We start from the raw sequence: 15,505 nt of genomic DNA on the forward strand, positions 1-15,505 counted from the left end.
ATGGTGTTGATTTAGGGTTTAGTCGTTGCTTGTAAAACATAATTGCCTGTTTCTCCTGGATCTAGAGAACTGGCAAATATTAAATAAACCCCACTTTCTGGCAATGTAGTGATAATCTGTGCATTCAAATCACCAGGCCCTTTGTCATTATTTCGGGCGATTTCTTTACGCCGACCATCACTCGTAAGTTGGTACAAAATTAGCACTGAGTTGAACATTTGACTGTTCATTTCAATGACTACTTGTTGACCAGTCTGACCTTGAAATTGGTACAAATTGACAAAACTACCATTGTCTCTAACTAGACGGCTTTTACCTAAGTTATCGTTAATCACTCGACCATTGAGTGAGATAGTGGTAGGATTTGGTTTTTCCTGGGGTTTAAATATAGTGGGTACGCTAGAAATTTCTTTTCTTCTAGCTGCGGCGATGAAAGAATGAACTTGCGAAACTGGGATAGCAAAGTTCATACCTGTATTCAGTTCCCCAATCCCTGCTGTATTCACTCCCACTACTTGACCTTGGGTATTCAGGAGAGGCCCACCAGAATTACCACCCATTATCCTTGCATCATGTTCAATTTCGCCATCTGCTGAGTTGATGCGAGTGATGTAGCCTTGCGTAAAATTATCTTTAAAGTCTGTATGCAGGGGAGTCCCCAAAGCAAAAATGCGATCGCCTACTGAAGCAGATCCAGCCTTAGCCAAAGGTAGTGTAGTCAAGTTTTTTTGATTGTGGATTTTGAGAATAGCTAAATCTACTCCTCCTTTACCAAAACCCAACACATCAGCCGCTACTGTTCGCCCATCAGCAAAAATCACAGTCACAACGCTAGGAAAATCATAAGGATTATAATTGTCCGGGTTTTCCCCTTTCCTTGGTGATGGTTTAATCACATGGGCGTTGGTAACAATTAATCCATCTTGACTAACAACAAAACCACTACCATGACCTCTACCCGTCTGAATTGTGACTGTAGCAGGACTGGCTTTTTGATAAATTTGCTGGGAAATTCCTTCCTCTGCTGTTTGCGCTACGGCTGTACTATCATTATTCGGTAGTAGCTGTTCAATACTAGTGCCACTAATCACAGTCAATATAGTACAAATTGCTAGCGTGCCAAATTGTAAGAATTGGTTTTTCATTGCTTAAGAACATATTGTTGTATAATCGAAAACAAGCCAAATCGGAAATTCGGACACTTTTCAGCACACAGCACAAGTTTAAAGTTTTTGAAACCGTAAAGACTATAAAGATTCGGTTAATTTTGCTAAAATTTTGGCATATTTAACCACAAGCTTCATTTTTTTCCCTGAATACATAGATGTTTTATTTAGGCAAGCGATCGCTTGCTTCTATGGGAATTTCATCTGAAGCCTATGGTTTATACGCACAGAGGTATTTTGGTTACAAAAGTTTATATTTTGCAGAGGTAGACTCTGTAACTAAATACTATTGACTTAGAGTTTTGAGAAAACCTACAGTTAATAGATGCTGCCCTAAATTAGCGTTAAAGTTCTTGAGTTCCCAATTCCAGTACCTTTGATCCCCTTGAATTCTCACAATTGCAGCATAGGGTTTATTTTCTTCCCAAGGGTGTTGCCAGTCCATTCTCACATAGGCAATAAAAGCACCTTCGTTAGCAAAGTATGTGCATTCTTCAATCCTTGTACGCAGATTCAGAGGTAACAAGAAGAACATATTTTTCTCTTCAGTTACAATTCTGGTTACATAACTATTGGCAGAATTATGAACTTGAAAAGGGCAGTCTTGAGCAGAAAGTGCAGGTTTATGAGTAGCTGCGATCGTACTCAAGACTAATGTTGGTATGACAAACATTGTCTTGAGTAAGGATGGAAAACGGGGCATTTGTTTGTCAAAGCTATTGTCAGAATCATTTTTCTTAGAGAGAGTAACCATCAATCTAACCTTTTGTATTGCAACCAAGTCTGTTCTTTAAGTAGTTCGTAGTTAGATTGAAAAAATTACGCACACTGCCAAAAACTTTATTGTGCAGTTCTTAGTGCGTTAGCCGGAGGCTTTGGCAGAGCGATCGCCAGCGATCACCCTCTGAAAAAAATTTGCTAGTTTGCGTAATTTATGGGATTTGGCTGCGAAATACTTCTAGCGCATTCTTTTTTACCCACCTTAAAAACAGAAAATCATGGAAATTATCACAGGTAGCGGCAACGACACTGTTATCAGACCAGTTTCTGTCAATGGCGCAGTGTTTCGCAGTAATGATACTATCAGCACTGGTGCTGGTAACGACACCATTAACCCTGGACTAGTTAAAGATGACCATGTTGATGGTGGTGAAGGTTTTGACCACCTCATCATAGACTACTCCGTTGGTGATACGGGGGGCGCTATGTCTTTTAATAGTGGTGTTAACCCTAATTTAGGCACTACTAATCGACATCAAAGCGGTTCTCTATTGGATTACGTCGCCTTCAAAAATATTGAGAAATTCACCGTCATCGGTACTAGCAAAGATGACACTATCAAAACATTCTATGGCAACAATGTCATTCAAGCGGGTGCTGGTAATGACAGCGTGACTGCTGTTGCTGGTACTTTAGATGGTGGTTCTGGCTTAGATTACCTTACCCTCGACCTCTCCACCCAAACGGCTAACCTTAACCTTTCTGACCTCACCAATATCAATATTTCTGGTGTTGTGACTGCTATTAATTTTGAGGGATTTTCGATTACTACCGGCAGTGGTAACGACATTGTTACCCATTCGGGAATTTTTAACGGTGCTGTACTGCGGACTAACGATCTCATTAGAACTGGTGCAGGTAATGACACAATTAACGCCGGACTAGGCGGTGGAAGTATCAATGATGGTGATGTTGTTTATGGTGGCGATGGTATTGACCGCCTCATCGTAGACTATTCTGTTGGTGATACTGGTACTGGTATGCGTTTTAATGGCAGTAGCATTTATGGCACAGCCATTAGACAAATCAGCAGTACAAATAATACACGCTTGGATTTCATTGGTTTCCATGATATTGAGGAGTTTACAGTCATCGGCACGAGCAAAGATGACACCATTAATACTGTTGGTGGCAACGATATCATTAATAGTGGCGCTGGAAATGACACTATCTATACAGGCGATGGAAATGACACTATTGATGGGGGTACAGGTAACGACACCATTGATGGCGGTGCAGGTAGCGATCGCATGACTGGGGGTACAGGTAACGATACTTACATTGTTGACAGCACCGGAGATATCGTCACCGAAACCTCTACAATCAGTAGTGAAATTGATACAGTTAAAGCTTCTATTACTTATACCTTGGGAGCCAATCTAGAAAACTTGATTCTCACAGGTTCAGCCGCAATTAATGGCACTGGTAATACCCTGAATAATCAGTTAACTGGCAATCAAGGTAAAAATATCTTGAATGGTGGTGCTGGTAATGACACCCTTGACGGTGGTAATGGAGATGACACTCTTGAAGGTGGCGCTGGTAATGACACCCTGATTGCTAATTCAGGCTTCGATGTGATGAAGGGTGGTACTGGTAACGATATTTACATTGTGAATGTTTCAAATGATGACATCATTATCGAGAATGCAGACGAAGGAATCGATACTGTTCAAGCACCTTATACTTCTACCCAGGGCTATACCTTGGGTGCTAACCTAGAAAACCTGATTTTAGTGGGAGGAGGAACGAAAGGGACAGGCAACTCCCTCGACAACGTTCTCACGGGTAACTCTAACAATAATACTCTCAGTGGAGAAGGTGGCAAAGATACCTTAATTGGGGGAGATGGTAACGATACCCTAATTGGCGGCGCAGGTGATGACATCTTAACAGGTGGCAGTGGCGCTGATTTTTTCCTTTACAATACCAATGCTGCTTTTAGCAGTGCAGCTATTGGTAGCGATCGCATTACGGATTTCGTCAAAGGCAGCGATAAAATTATCCTGGATAAAACTACCTTTACAGCTTTGCAAAGCATAGCTGGTAATGGGTTTAGCATTGTCAATGAATTCGCTGTAGTTAGCAGCAATACAGCAGCTGCTATTAGCTCTGCCAAAATTGTTTACAACCAAAGTAGTGGAACGCTCTTTTACAATCAAAATGGAGTTGCATCTGGCTTCGGTACTGGAGCAGAGTTTGCTATCTTTACAGGTAACCCCTCACTGACTGCATCAGATTTTACGATCCAAATTTGATGAGGATTGAGAAGGTCTTTCTCGCCTACTGCTAAATTTCTCTAGATACAAGCGTAGACACAGCCCGCATTTGGCATCGCAAGTTTGACATACTGGGTACTAACTTGAGTATGACTTGCGATCGCCTCACTTTATAGTCAGGCTAACTCAACTCTCGCGATCGCCGAGAAGTTAGCTCAACTCATCAATGCTTTCAAAAAACCATCTGGCTCTTCAACAATTAATGGTATATTAGTACAAAAGCACTAATAGCTGCTTACCACTAGTTTATTCCCTGCAATAGACATGACAGATTCTCATTCTCTATTTTCGAGTTATGAAGAGTTAGTGCAAAATCATGCCAGACAATTTGACCCACAGATTGCACAATTGCAACAGCTAGTAACAACAAGAATGCAAGAACTTCGTGCCGCAGAGCAGACGTTGGTTGATGCACAAGCAATAGAACTTCAAAATATTTTTAATGCTCTGGCTACTGATGCTCGCTGCTTGTTGCCAACGCCAGAATTCAGAACATTTGTGCAAGAGTTAAAACAGACACAAAGTCATAATTGGTATACGCGCAAATCTGAATTTAGTATTGCAGAAGATCCAACTACTTGGTTATTAGCAACGCTCGAACTACCGATAGGTTTGAGCAACTACCAGATTCACGAAGACCTTGATGGTTATGATGACGAACGTAACTATATTGGGTACAGCTATACTCTGTCTTTAAGATTTGGTTCGGTCGAGCATTTGATAGAAATACTTTATAAACGCATCTATAACGTGAACGACTGTACAGAAACTTCTATAAAAGAGCAAATTGACTACTATATTTGGGGTGAAGTTGAAGATTTACTCACAAATATGCCATATCCAAAAGAACAACAACAGCAATTAGCTCAAGAAATAAGTGTTTTAGTAGGATATTCGAGCAAAGTATTTGCTTTCAAACCTAGAACTGCAATTTTTGAATATTCATCGACAACACAAGAACAATGAAGTTGTATCTGAGTTTGTCAGCCTATGGTGGAGTGTCAACCCGTGAAGCCTTAACAGTATTTTGGAATGCAGGAGTCCGGTATACTGAACTAGCAATTGGGCCTAAACCTGATGCTGATGCTGCACAAGCAATTTTCGACTTTAGAAAACTGGGAATGCTCTATCGAGCACACCATGCCTTTGTTTGGGGCGATCGCCACTATCCTTTGAATCTAGCCCAAACCCAAGATTGGGATTATTTTAAGCGACTAACAGATTACTTGGCCAGTATAGATATCACAGCTTATTCAGTGCATGGAGGCAGTTTTTCCAAAACCACTGAACGTATCGAAGCATACACAACATTTGTAGAAAATATTCATTGTCTTCACCAGCTTTGCCTGAGTCGAGGTATTGTTCTGGGTGTAGAGACAATGTATCCCACACTTGGTATCAGCGCTACCCAGAACCTTTTGGATCATGCTGACGAAGTTACCCAATTTTGCCAAGATGCTCCACAAATGAAGATAGTTATTGACTTAGCGCATCTCAACATTTGGCATAATAAAAATTCACTAGTACTGAATCAATGGTTGGCACTACCACTAGAAAGACTTTTAGAAATTCATATTTCGGATAATGATGGCAGACAAGATATACACTCCCGGATTACAGATGATACTTGGTGGTTACCGCAGATTACTCAATTTCCAGATGAAGTTCCTTTGGTATTAGAGAGCCGATTAAATCGGTTGCCTATAGTTGTAGTACAACAAGAGTATGAGCGGATTACGAACTTAATACTGGATCTCCAATCAGATCAATGTAGCGATCGCTGTTTTCCATACACTAGCATCGGCACCCGTTTGTAAGCAGGCGTACCGCAGCGTGTTTCTGTTCTGGCTTTAAAAATGACATTCACTTGGGGATAAAACATCAACGCTGCCCCTTCTCGTACAGCACCATAAATCACTTCCACGTTCTCTAGTTTGTCGGCATCGCCCTGTACTGTGACGAGATCATGTTGGGCTAACCCAATTTTTTCTGCGTCTGTGCGATTCATCAAAATACAGCGGCGATGGGGCATTCCTCGATATTGATCATCAACTTTGTAAACCACCGTGTTGTGTTGGGAATAGCTGCCTCCAGTCATTAATGCCAGCACGAGACTATTCGCTGGGCGAAATCATCCCATGATTCAGCCATTGAGCCTATTCTTGCTTCTTTTTATGGTAAATAAGTATAAGTACTCTAAATAATACAGACAGAAATAATGACATCTGTTTTTTTTGGATTGGCTTGGGCTGTTTACGGATTTCTTCTAGGAGGTCTGACTCCCACAATATTTTATTTCTTGCTGTATACATTTTTATCTTTTGTCAGCCCAGATTCTGGGGTATATAAATACACGAATAAATACATAGAGCCAACAAAAGTCATACAGATATGTGCATTATTAGGTGCTATCTCCGGATTTTTCTTTGGTATAACTTACTAATTTAAGATGAGAGCAGCTGAATTATGTCTATATTTGCTGCTACCCTTTGTTTTTGTGTTTCTTGCTCTTTTTTAAGTTCTTGAATCTTTATGCACTTATGGTAAGTTCTTGAATCTTTATGCACTTATGGATTGATTGGTCAGCAAACCAGACATATCTAATACTCGCACTGACCAAGTAGATGCACAATCTGCCATATTTGCGCTTTGGGTCGATTCGCTCCAAGTGTTGACCCAATTGAGTTTCCAGTCTTGTAATACCTCTATTAGTTGATTTAATTCAACATAATTAACTTCACTGTTTTGCTGTATCAAAGACAAATACAATAAGCTCTCTTCTAACAATACTGGAACTATTTCGCCCTTTGCACTATTTTGTACCCAAGATTTAAGCCGTGCTAGACAGGCTGCCAATTCCCCTAATTGCTGTGGCTGGGTTAGATGTAAAAAACTAGTTTCAATTGCACTCCAGTTAGGCATTACAATCCTCCTAGCAATTGCTTGGTAATTTGGCTGACTTGTTCTCGAATCTTTGGTGACTGTATGATCATACTACGGTTGTTCTGGCTTGGACGGATATTGATAATTGACTCAAACACTATCTCCTGAGTATATGGTGACCAATCAGCCCCCCAAATATCGCGTTGTCGGCTTCCATCTTTAAGCAATTCTTGTTCACATTCGTAGTGGCGAACCCCACCACCTGCAAGAATTTGACGTTCGATGTCTACTGCTATTTTAATAAATACATCCCAAGTTTTCAGCATTTCCTCTATTTGTTCATGGGTAGCAGGTTCCCGAATAATTAAAACCAATTGCAACTCATCCTACTTAATAATCAACAACATCAATTTATACAATCCTTAATATAAGGATTAATACGTAGACAATAACAGTTCAAGGGTACAGTCTGTAGCTTCAAAAATTCTCTATACCATATACTCCTTTCACCAGAATCTCACAGGTCTAAACTTAATGAACTTGTCATCTGGTGATAATTCCCACTTTTTCCTTGATACTAATAGTTGCACTTTACTCTTGTTTTCGTCAACTAAAGATTGCATAATATGGCTAGCCAAGAACAGATAGAAGAGGTAGTAATGTTACCACTAACTGAAGTGGGATCTATTAGATGGACAAAGGAGCGCGGGCAGAAAATGCGCTCTTTGCGTGGTGATATGCCATTAGTAACTTTATCCAAAAAGCTTGCTGAATATGACGTAGATATGTCTCGGCAATATTTGAACCGGATGGAAACCTTCACAGAAGTCAAAAGTGCTTCCCCAGAACTCGTTACTGGCTTATGTAAAGTATTTGGCTGTACTTTGGCTGAATTACTGTGTTTAACAGAAACCAAAATTGTGCAATTAGGGGTTGACAAATGCAACTTTTAGTTGCACTATATTGTTAAGGAGAGCAAGAAGAAGTCAGGAGTCAGAATACAGGAGTCAGAATCAATCAGTTGGGGATTCAGATCCGCGACTGATTGAACGCGAGTGCTTCTCTATGAGGGAGAAGACCAGCAAATTTTCAATTTGGTGGGAGTTGGTGGGAGTGCAAAAACGCCGTTTATTCGCCCTAAGGGTGACGCTCCTGCGTTGCTAATGCTGCGCTAACGGCAGTTCCTTTAAGCGGAGGAACCCCGCCAACTGACTGCCGAACCAGTCGGACAGAATACAAGCAAGAGAATTCTGGCTTCTGGCTCCTGAATTCTGTTTAGATACCCACAAAACCCAATGCCACCGGGACTAGCAGCCGGATGCCAAACTTGTAATGCTCAAGCCGCCGGAGATGATTCCGATGACCTAACTAAGTCTGAAAAATTGGTTATTTATCGCATATACGCCCGTAATTCCAAGATTTGTACAGCTTCGCTGATTCTGTTGTGAGAGCGTTTTGTCATTTGTACAGCGCTCTTTTGTGCTTCAAAAACAAAGGCGATCGCCTGCCTGAGAAACATTGCGATCGCTTTTTATCCAAATTTACTGGAGATTTTCATTATGACCCATACAACGCAGACACAGCAAGCAATTTTCGCTTCTTTCACCGTTGACGAACAAGCTCTAGCTCAAGCCCAACTAGAGCAGCACATCACACAACAGGGTGAGGTTGTAGCAACCGAAGAATTCACCGTTATCGAAATCAGCTGCTACGACTATGAAATTTACGTTGGCGACAAACTAATAGCTAGCATCACCTACGACCACGACGAATTCATAACCCAACGCTGGGTAGTGAGTGTGAACTCAACCGAAGTACACCGTGCAAACAGCTGGGCTAAGTGCCACAGCCACGTCACTTGGCACCACAAGCAAGGCACACTACCTGTACAAAAGCAAAAAGTTCCAGCCAATACTACGGGTAACGAAGTGATGGCACAAATTGCTGTGGAATGTGAGAAATTTGGCTTTGAACTCCTCGATGACGGTATCTACAACAACGACAAAAAGCTAGGCTCGGCAGGATGCACTGACGGTCGCTGGTGGGTGAGAAGAGCATCATCAGACCATCAGCAGCAAGTGCCCTGTGATTCTGGATTCGATGCTATGTGGTCGTTGTCGATGGTTGAAGTATTGCCTAGTGTAGAAACTAAGTCTTGTGATGAATTGTTGGATAAACCATTTGATCAACTGACGAGCGAGGAATGGAAGCGGCTAATGGAGTATCAGCCACTTCCAGAGAGTATGGTGTTAGTCGCGTAGTTTAAGAGAGAATATGGTGGGTGCATTGTACCCACCATCTCAATATCAGCATAATAAGCCGGACGTGAGAAGTCTTATTAGATTCATTCAAAAGAGTTAATCATTAAAAAAGTTTGAGTTTAAATCAACAAACAGCGCTGAATCAATTTCAATAAGATGAAAATTGACTGACTCGCGCTCAAAATTAATTCAATTAGCAAAATCAACTGCAAATATCCACTTAATTATTAGGAATTGAAAAACCTGATGGATATTAAGACTATTGCTGTCACCTATCACAGAAAATTTAACTTAGGTGACTATGAATCGTTGGAATTGGGTTGCTCATTATGGGCACAAATCGACCCAGAAGAAGATGCAGAGGGCGTAACACAATTTTTATATCAACAAGCCAAAGCCTCTGTGAAAGAAGCTGCAAGGCCTGTAATTCAAGAATCAATTCACCAGATGAATAAAGTCAAGATGCAAAAACAATCATAAGGATTCAGAAGTCAGGAGTCAGGAGTCAGAATAAATGAGACAACCAGCAAGAACATTTCAAGATTTGATAGTTTGGAAAAAAGCGCATCAATTCGTTTTAGCAGTGTACAAGCTTACTAGTCAATTTCCTAAATCTGAAATATATGGTTTAACTTCTCAATTTAGAAGAGCGGCAGTGTCAATCCCAGCAAATATAGCTGAAGGTTTTAAGAAAAAAGGAGCAGCAGATAAAGCAAGATTTATGAATACAGCACAAGGTTCTCTAGAAGAGTGTCGCTACTATTTAATCCTCACCAAAGACCTTGGGTATGATGATACCTCAGAATTAATGCTCCAACTTGAAGAAGTTAGCAAGTTACTGACAAGTTATGCTAATTCCATTCTGACTCCTGGCTCCTGACTTCTGAATTCTAGCCAAACTGAACTGGATGATTTTTAATTATGCCTGAAATTAAACTTGGATTAGGTAATCCACCACAGCCAATTTATCTGTATATGAAGAAATTAGAGGTTGATGGTTGGATTTATGCTTGGTATAACTGCGAAATTGAACAAGATAAGAAGATTCCTGTCAGCCAAAGAGCATTAACAGGTTATGTTTTAGAGCTAAGACTAACAGATAAGGATTTCAAAGGCAAGGATAATCTAAAATTAGATATTGTTGTTCAAGCTGATGAAATTTATATCGTCCGCAGTGGCATTGAAACTAACTTTGCTAAATCATTCTTGTTAGCTGCATCTGTTGTGAAAGATTTTACTCAGCCTATAATAATTGTTGCTACTCCAGGTGATGAAAATTCAGTTTTCTGCAATCTTTATGACGCTTTAACTAAAACCCGTATTCGTCGAGAATGGAATCCTAACGCTGACTGGGGAGCAATTATTCGTGATGTTCAATCTAAGTTAACTCCAACTTCAGATTCAGTCGATTATGCTCAATCTGCACAACCGCAATCAAATCCAAAGCAAACTACTGTAACATCTGCAATACATCCTCAAGATTTACGGGTAAAACAAATTCGTAAATTACTAAATTACCCGCTTGATTTAATCAAAGAATGGTTACATTTTCAAGATGTTAGTAGTCCCAGTGAGCTTCATCACAGTAAAGTTGATGAACTTGTAAAAACTATGTGTATTGCTTGGGCATCAGGGAAGTTTGACCACCCCAATCATGCGGCTAATTCCTATCAAAAATATGTTGTTAGTGCTGTAACTGATGGTGTGGATGAACTACAAGCAATTAAGGGATGGATGCAGCAAGTTCAACAGCAGATTGTTGCAAATATGGTATGAGCCAATAGCTTCTGTATCAAAACAGAATACATTCGTCAGGAGTCAGAATTCAGGCTGAATTCTGTGCGACTGCCTCACCAAATTATTTGGTGGTCTTCTCCCAAAGGAAAACGCACTCGCGTTCAATCAGCCGCGGGTCTGAATCTCCGATTGATTCTGGCTTCTGAATTCTGACTGCTGAATTCTTCTTCAACTTAGATAAAAATATGATTGAACCAACTCTAGATAAAGCGCTGTACTTAGACAGTAGAACCAGAGAATCTGTGCATGAAGAATTAGAGAGAGTCTTCAATTCACTAGTATATTTTCAAGAGCATAACTCACGAGTTTATCAATTCTTATGTGATAACAAAAGGGATTTGAGTTTGGCAGATGCAATACAAGCGCTTGCACAAACTTTGGAAGTTTTGAAACTAGATGAATAGCTTTGTTACAAGCAATTACCAAGATTTAGGTTAATCAATATGGACGTACAGCAACAAACTCAACAAGCTTGGGATGCATTAATGGGTATCGACAAGCGACATTATGTACTCACTGGCTTTTATGCATTAGGAGATGCATTTTTTATCAGTGGTCAAAATCCTACTTATCAAAACCAAATAGTTCTGGTAGAACATCGTGGAAAATCTCAAATTAATCACTGGGATTTCAGATGTAATCGTTCGGAATGTAGACAGCAGCCTACCATTACAACCAATGGGGATGATGGCAACGGTAATTTGAAGCGAAAAGCTCCATCACTTCAGGTGTACAGCTAAAAAGAAGTAGAGACCCAAAGCTCAAAGTGTTAACTTTCGTCCCTGAGTGCTTGTCCCTAATGAAGAAGAATTCAGAAGTCAGAATTCAGGAGTCAGAATCAATTAGTGGTGGGTCTGAATCCCCCACTAATTGTTCGCGTAGCGTCTCCCCTTGGGAGAAGACCACCAAATCTACGATTTGGAGGGGGTCTTAAACCCGTTTATTCATCCACCAGTCGCACAGAATTCAATTCTGAATTCTGGCTCCTGACTCCTGAATTCTGTTTGATCAACCTGGAAGGAGAGAGCAAATGTTACCAAAAACTCGGATTCAGGAGATATCTCCATTAACTTTTTGTAGAAAAATTAAATCCGCCTATAGTGGAATGTCTTTGCAGACTGTAGAAACTCAAGAGAGCGAACGCGGAACTTTCAAAGAATACTGTTCGATTCTGTCACAAGAACTAGATATTCCTTTCAAAACAGTACAAATTAAATGGGGGCCTGGCATAGAATTTCCCAATATGCCTCAAAGAACAAGAAGTATGCTGAAGTTCGTTTTAATAGCTCGTTTATTAGAAATGAAACAAATACAAGCTGCCTAATTATTAACTAAGAGTTAATCAAGTGATGACCTGCTTTGTCTGAGCAGGTATTTTTATGTTGATGGCATCAATAGTTCCGGTCAAATTCCGGAACTTGACCGGAACTCAAGGAGAACTCAAGGAGGCGAAAAGCTTGTTAATTCAAGGTAATTGCGTAGTCGAACAACCTCTCACACGAGAGCAAGTAGCAAAGAATTTGCAACCACAGGTGACGATGAGGCAATTGCAAAAGTATTTAGACTTAGCCAGTCTTTACTTACCAGAGTTTGCAGATTTTAGAGATGAAGAAAATGGGGGATTAAATGGACATATCAAGTTAACAAACTGGCATATCCCAACTCTGCAACTGATTAGAACTTCAGTACTTACCAAAGGGCTGAAAAAAACAGCAATAGAATTAGCCAACTACCCAGAAAAATTTACAGGAGTTTAGATAATGACTATTAAAGAATATGCAGAATCTATTGGTATCAAGCCAGGTAAGTTAGTTGACGAGTTCCGCAAGAACTTTCCAGGCCAAACTTGGACAATTAATTCTCAACTCCCTGAAGAATTTCTTGCTGCTCATTCAAAAGTCAAACAAGACCAAAAGCCGGACTCGCAACCATTCAATGGCATGGGAGAAGCCACAATTACAAAGGCTGACGAGGCAATTCAGCAAGCGTCGTACAAGCTAACAGCAGCAGATAAACAGACGATATCAGGAGCGATCGCGGTTCAAAACGAACAATCGAAAATCTTGGGTGCCTCCACTGGGGTAACAGGCGCATTGTTGTTCATGGAATCCTTGATTGCAGCTAAAGGAACTGTGCTAGATGCTTTTGCCGAGCAATCTCTGCTTGAAGTTGACAATCAAATAGCGGAGATTGATCAGAGCTTAATTAACCTAGCCCAAGAAGCCTCAACAAGATTGGGGGAGTCCATCCGCAAACAAGAACAACTAAAACAGCGACTGAACCTTTTGAGAGAACGAGTCAGTTCAATGGGGACACAGATTCGCTTCTAGAAGCTTATTCAACAGTAGCGCTTGCTCTACAACTTCAAACGGAAACTGTCGCTACTGTTGCTCAAATACAACTACTGCAAGAAATCTTGAAATCCCAAAGGAAAAAGACAGTTATGGATATTCTCAGTACCAGTTTATTCACCACTTCAGTTTTAGGTGCTTTGGGTGGTAGTAGCTATCTCGTAGGATGTGCGATCGCCACTGGTGTACTTTCTGCTGGATTGCTCCCAGCTTTAGGAATAGTTATTGGTGCCTGGACTTTAGACTAAATAGGGTTGGCGGGGAAAATAACACTGAGAGAAAAATAGTCAAAAAAAGGACATAGCTGAACAGGAGAAAAATCCGCGAACAAAAAAAGCGGTCAGCGATGTTGAACTAACCGCAAATTGGTCAATGCTGATAAAAGGAAAAAAATTAACAGCTTGACCATGACATTAGAAAAGCTTAAACAATTTCGCACAGGTGTGTACACTATCCTGGGTAAAGCCAAAGATGCCTTATTCGACTTGATGGATGCAGTGTTAGTAACACGTAGTATTAATTCATTTGCAGAACTATCAGTGTCTCCCGTGTTTCGCAGGCAATGGTCGAGTGTATACGAGGCAATACAAGACGGAAATCCGCCCCGAACCGAACTGATGAAGTTGTATATAAAACAACTCAATCCCACAGAAAAAATCATCTTAGCAGGAGACCATACAGCTTGGGCAAGATTACATGCCCCAACATTGAAAGACCGAACCTATGAGCATCAAGTTCAACCCATGTCAGGGGCAAAACCCGTAACCTTGGGACAAGGCTACAGCACCATTGCAGTTGTGCCGGAAACAGAGGGCAGTTGGGCATTACCCCTATTACATGAACGCATCACCAGTTTTGAGAACCCAATTCAAAAAGCTGCCGCACAACTAAAACTAGTATGCTCAAACCTGCCAACAAGCCCCATTAGCTTGTGGGATGCAGAATACGGGTGTGCTAGTTTCGTGAAACAAACAAGCGATATTGCCGCAGACAAATTAATGCGTTTGCGCTCCAATCGACTGCTGTATGGTGCGCCCCCACCTTATGGCGGCACTGGTCGTCCCCGTATCCACGGTGATAAATTTAAACTCAACGATTCGTCTACATGGTGGACACCTGACCAAATCATTGAAGTCAACGACCCAAAAATGGGGCGTTTATCTATCCGCTTATGGTGTAATCTTCATTTTCAACAGTCCAAAGATCATTCCATGAATTTGATTCAAATTCAGCGCTTAGATGAATTTGGTGTGCCAAAAAACAAGGCTTTATGGTTGGTGTGGGTGGGACTATCTATGCCTGCTTTATCCTCATTCTGGCAGCTTTACTGCCGTCGATTTGCCATTGACCACTGGTATCGTTTTGCCAAAGGGCGCTTGCATTGGACTCTGCCGCAATTGAGTACCCCAGAACAGTGTCAGCGGTGGAGTGACCTTTTACCCCTGATGACTTGGCAACTTTGGCTTGCACATGGGATTGTACATGACAATCCTTTACCTTGGCAGAAAAAACAGTCCAGATTGTCCCCTGGACGGGTCGCTCAAGCAATGGCAGCAGTTTTCGCCGCCATTGGTACACCGTCTGTTTCACCCAAACCCCGTGGAAAGTCTCAAGGCTGGCTTGCTGGCAAAGTTCGCCTGCGTAGAATTCGTTATCCTACAGTTAAAAAAAGTACTGCCAAGCCGAAAAAAGAACAACCACAGTCCGCTTGACATTGAGTTTTTTTGCTTTGAGATGTGTAACTTGTCAACTCACTGCTGCTGGGTCATTTTGTCATGCTTTAGTCTAAACTCCAGTGGTGCAGGTTTTGCAATTTTGGGGCGTGTTTCAAAATGAGCCAAAAACTCGTGGAAGCATTGCAGAAATTAGCAACCAGCCCAGTCAAACCAATTCGCAATTATGAATTCGCAATTCGCAATTAATACTGTCTGTTTTTTTGTTCATAGTTGAAATTAAAAGCTTGTAAAAACAATGAATCAATTGAAACT

The 15,505-nt window shown here is 40.9% G+C and carries 21 protein-coding genes; 16 read left to right on the forward strand and 5 right to left on the reverse strand.

What is annotated here, in order from left to right; all coding sequences use genetic code 11:
- Window positions 1–11 precede the first annotated feature (11 nt).
- Window positions 12–1,145, reverse strand: coding sequence for a S1C family serine protease (locus AACU25_RS33865; protein ID WP_096583217.1), 1,134 nt, complete (start codon window positions 1,143–1,145; stop codon window positions 12–14).
- Window positions 1,146–1,452: 307 nt separating this feature from the next.
- On the reverse strand, window positions 1,453–1,869 hold the full coding sequence (locus AACU25_RS33870; protein ID WP_190446040.1) for a hypothetical protein: 417 nt from the start codon (window positions 1,867–1,869) through the stop codon (window positions 1,453–1,455).
- A gap of 295 nt (window positions 1,870–2,164) precedes the next feature.
- Here AACU25_RS33870 and AACU25_RS33875 point away from each other — a divergent pair, with 295 nt between their 5' ends.
- From AACU25_RS33875 to AACU25_RS33885, 3 genes are all read left to right on the forward strand, one after another.
- Window positions 2,165–4,204, forward strand: a complete 2,040-nt coding sequence (locus AACU25_RS33875) for a calcium-binding protein (RefSeq protein WP_096583221.1) — start codon at window positions 2,165–2,167, stop codon at window positions 4,202–4,204.
- A 285-nt stretch (window positions 4,205–4,489) separates the two neighbouring features.
- Window positions 4,490–5,191, forward strand: a complete 702-nt coding sequence (locus AACU25_RS33880) for a hypothetical protein (protein WP_096583223.1) — start codon at window positions 4,490–4,492, stop codon at window positions 5,189–5,191.
- Window positions 5,188–6,042: a sugar phosphate isomerase/epimerase family protein gene (locus tag AACU25_RS33885; protein ID WP_096583225.1), complete on the forward strand. Its 855-nt coding sequence runs from the start codon at window positions 5,188–5,190 to the stop codon at window positions 6,040–6,042. Before AACU25_RS33880 ends, AACU25_RS33885 begins: the two co-directional genes overlap by 4 nt.
- Here the strand turns inward: AACU25_RS33885 and AACU25_RS33890 are convergent.
- The 3 genes from AACU25_RS33890 to AACU25_RS33900 form a co-directional block, all read right to left on the reverse strand.
- On the reverse strand, window positions 5,991–6,323 hold the full coding sequence (locus tag AACU25_RS33890) for a molybdopterin dinucleotide binding domain-containing protein (protein WP_096583227.1): 333 nt from the start codon (window positions 6,321–6,323) through the stop codon (window positions 5,991–5,993). The genes AACU25_RS33885 and AACU25_RS33890 overlap by 52 nt on opposite strands.
- A 461-nt stretch (window positions 6,324–6,784) precedes the next feature.
- Window positions 6,785–7,147, reverse strand: a complete 363-nt coding sequence (locus AACU25_RS33895; RefSeq protein ID WP_096583229.1) for a hypothetical protein — start codon at window positions 7,145–7,147, stop codon at window positions 6,785–6,787.
- Complete coding sequence (locus tag AACU25_RS33900) at window positions 7,147–7,482, reverse strand: DUF5674 family protein (protein WP_096584422.1); 336 nt, start codon at window positions 7,480–7,482, stop codon at window positions 7,147–7,149. Before AACU25_RS33900 ends, AACU25_RS33895 begins: the two co-directional genes overlap by 1 nt.
- Window positions 7,483–7,734: 252 nt before the next feature.
- Here AACU25_RS33900 and AACU25_RS33905 point away from each other — a divergent pair, with 252 nt between their 5' ends.
- The 13 genes from AACU25_RS33905 (at window position 7,735) to AACU25_RS33965 (ending at window position 15,229) form a co-directional block, all read left to right on the forward strand.
- Window positions 7,735–8,061: an XRE family transcriptional regulator gene (locus AACU25_RS33905; protein ID WP_321206898.1), complete on the forward strand. Its 327-nt coding sequence runs from the start codon at window positions 7,735–7,737 to the stop codon at window positions 8,059–8,061.
- A gap of 342 nt (window positions 8,062–8,403) precedes the next feature.
- Window positions 8,404–8,556 carry a hypothetical protein gene (locus AACU25_RS33910; protein WP_190446039.1) on the forward strand — a complete coding sequence of 51 codons (153 nt, stop codon included), beginning with the start codon at window positions 8,404–8,406 and terminating at the stop codon, window positions 8,554–8,556.
- Window positions 8,557–8,667: 111 nt separating this feature from the next.
- Window positions 8,668–9,369, forward strand: coding sequence for a hypothetical protein (locus AACU25_RS33915; RefSeq protein WP_339382106.1), 702 nt, complete (start codon window positions 8,668–8,670; stop codon window positions 9,367–9,369).
- 246 nt (window positions 9,370–9,615) lie between these two features.
- Complete coding sequence (locus AACU25_RS33920) at window positions 9,616–9,849, forward strand: hypothetical protein (RefSeq protein WP_096583233.1); 234 nt, start codon at window positions 9,616–9,618, stop codon at window positions 9,847–9,849.
- 34 nt (window positions 9,850–9,883) lie between these two features.
- Complete coding sequence (locus AACU25_RS33925; RefSeq protein WP_096583235.1) at window positions 9,884–10,249, forward strand: four helix bundle protein; 366 nt, start codon at window positions 9,884–9,886, stop codon at window positions 10,247–10,249.
- Between the two features lie 41 nt (window positions 10,250–10,290).
- Complete coding sequence (locus tag AACU25_RS33930) at window positions 10,291–11,145, forward strand: hypothetical protein (RefSeq protein ID WP_199347534.1); 855 nt, start codon at window positions 10,291–10,293, stop codon at window positions 11,143–11,145.
- 206 nt (window positions 11,146–11,351) lie between these two features.
- Window positions 11,352–11,570: a hypothetical protein gene (locus AACU25_RS33935; protein WP_096583239.1), complete on the forward strand. Its 219-nt coding sequence runs from the start codon at window positions 11,352–11,354 to the stop codon at window positions 11,568–11,570.
- Window positions 11,571–11,609: 39 nt separating this feature from the next.
- Complete coding sequence (locus AACU25_RS33940) at window positions 11,610–11,906, forward strand: hypothetical protein (RefSeq protein ID WP_096583241.1); 297 nt, start codon at window positions 11,610–11,612, stop codon at window positions 11,904–11,906.
- Window positions 11,907–12,196: 290 nt separating this feature from the next.
- Window positions 12,197–12,490 (forward strand): hypothetical protein, encoded by a 294-nt coding sequence (locus AACU25_RS33945; protein WP_096583243.1) that lies wholly within the window; start codon window positions 12,197–12,199, stop codon window positions 12,488–12,490.
- A gap of 55 nt (window positions 12,491–12,545) precedes the next feature.
- Window positions 12,546–12,923 (forward strand): hypothetical protein, encoded by a 378-nt coding sequence (locus tag AACU25_RS33950; RefSeq protein WP_096583245.1) that lies wholly within the window; start codon window positions 12,546–12,548, stop codon window positions 12,921–12,923.
- A 3-nt stretch (window positions 12,924–12,926) separates the two neighbouring features.
- Window positions 12,927–13,496, forward strand: coding sequence for a hypothetical protein (locus tag AACU25_RS33955; RefSeq protein ID WP_096583247.1), 570 nt, complete (start codon window positions 12,927–12,929; stop codon window positions 13,494–13,496).
- A 113-nt stretch (window positions 13,497–13,609) separates the two neighbouring features.
- On the forward strand, window positions 13,610–13,765 hold the full coding sequence (locus AACU25_RS33960) for a hypothetical protein (protein ID WP_339382107.1): 156 nt from the start codon (window positions 13,610–13,612) through the stop codon (window positions 13,763–13,765).
- 159 nt (window positions 13,766–13,924) lie between these two features.
- Window positions 13,925–15,229: an NF041680 family putative transposase gene (locus AACU25_RS33965; RefSeq protein ID WP_096583249.1), complete on the forward strand. Its 1,305-nt coding sequence runs from the start codon at window positions 13,925–13,927 to the stop codon at window positions 15,227–15,229.
- The last annotated feature ends 276 nt before the right edge of the window (window positions 15,230–15,505 follow it).

It is taken from the genome of Tolypothrix tenuis PCC 7101, assembly GCF_963874875.1.
Classification (GTDB): Bacteria; Cyanobacteriota; Cyanobacteriia; order Cyanobacteriales; family Nostocaceae; genus Aulosira; species Aulosira tenue.

Coding starts and splice junctions, on each gene's coding strand:
- AACU25_RS33920 (WP_096583233.1), top strand. CDS start 9,616: ATGGATATTAAGACTATTGCTGTCACCTATCACAGAAAATTTAACTTA.
- AACU25_RS33895 (WP_096583229.1), bottom strand. CDS start 7,147: ATGCCTAACTGGAGTGCAATTGAAACTAGTTTTTTACATCTAACCCAG.
- AACU25_RS33965 (WP_096583249.1), top strand. CDS start 13,925: ATGACATTAGAAAAGCTTAAACAATTTCGCACAGGTGTGTACACTATC.
- AACU25_RS33945 (WP_096583243.1), top strand. CDS start 12,197: ATGTTACCAAAAACTCGGATTCAGGAGATATCTCCATTAACTTTTTGT.
- AACU25_RS33940 (WP_096583241.1), top strand. CDS start 11,610: ATGGACGTACAGCAACAAACTCAACAAGCTTGGGATGCATTAATGGGT.
- AACU25_RS33910 (WP_190446039.1), top strand. CDS start 8,404: ATGCCACCGGGACTAGCAGCCGGATGCCAAACTTGTAATGCTCAAGCC.
- AACU25_RS33885 (WP_096583225.1), top strand. CDS start 5,188: ATGAAGTTGTATCTGAGTTTGTCAGCCTATGGTGGAGTGTCAACCCGT.
- AACU25_RS33915 (WP_339382106.1), top strand. CDS start 8,668: ATGACCCATACAACGCAGACACAGCAAGCAATTTTCGCTTCTTTCACC.
- AACU25_RS33875 (WP_096583221.1), top strand. CDS start 2,165: ATGGAAATTATCACAGGTAGCGGCAACGACACTGTTATCAGACCAGTT.
- AACU25_RS33950 (WP_096583245.1), top strand. CDS start 12,546: ATGTTGATGGCATCAATAGTTCCGGTCAAATTCCGGAACTTGACCGGA.
- AACU25_RS33955 (WP_096583247.1), top strand. CDS start 12,927: ATGACTATTAAAGAATATGCAGAATCTATTGGTATCAAGCCAGGTAAG.
- AACU25_RS33935 (WP_096583239.1), top strand. CDS start 11,352: ATGATTGAACCAACTCTAGATAAAGCGCTGTACTTAGACAGTAGAACC.
- AACU25_RS33960 (WP_339382107.1), top strand. CDS start 13,610: ATGGATATTCTCAGTACCAGTTTATTCACCACTTCAGTTTTAGGTGCT.
- AACU25_RS33930 (WP_199347534.1), top strand. CDS start 10,291: ATGCCTGAAATTAAACTTGGATTAGGTAATCCACCACAGCCAATTTAT.
- AACU25_RS33870 (WP_190446040.1), bottom strand. CDS start 1,869: ATGCCCCGTTTTCCATCCTTACTCAAGACAATGTTTGTCATACCAACA.
- AACU25_RS33890 (WP_096583227.1), bottom strand. CDS start 6,323: ATGACTGGAGGCAGCTATTCCCAACACAACACGGTGGTTTACAAAGTT.
- AACU25_RS33925 (WP_096583235.1), top strand. CDS start 9,884: ATGAGACAACCAGCAAGAACATTTCAAGATTTGATAGTTTGGAAAAAA.
- AACU25_RS33905 (WP_321206898.1), top strand. CDS start 7,735: ATGGCTAGCCAAGAACAGATAGAAGAGGTAGTAATGTTACCACTAACT.
- AACU25_RS33880 (WP_096583223.1), top strand. CDS start 4,490: ATGACAGATTCTCATTCTCTATTTTCGAGTTATGAAGAGTTAGTGCAA.
- AACU25_RS33865 (WP_096583217.1), bottom strand. CDS start 1,145: ATGAAAAACCAATTCTTACAATTTGGCACGCTAGCAATTTGTACTATA.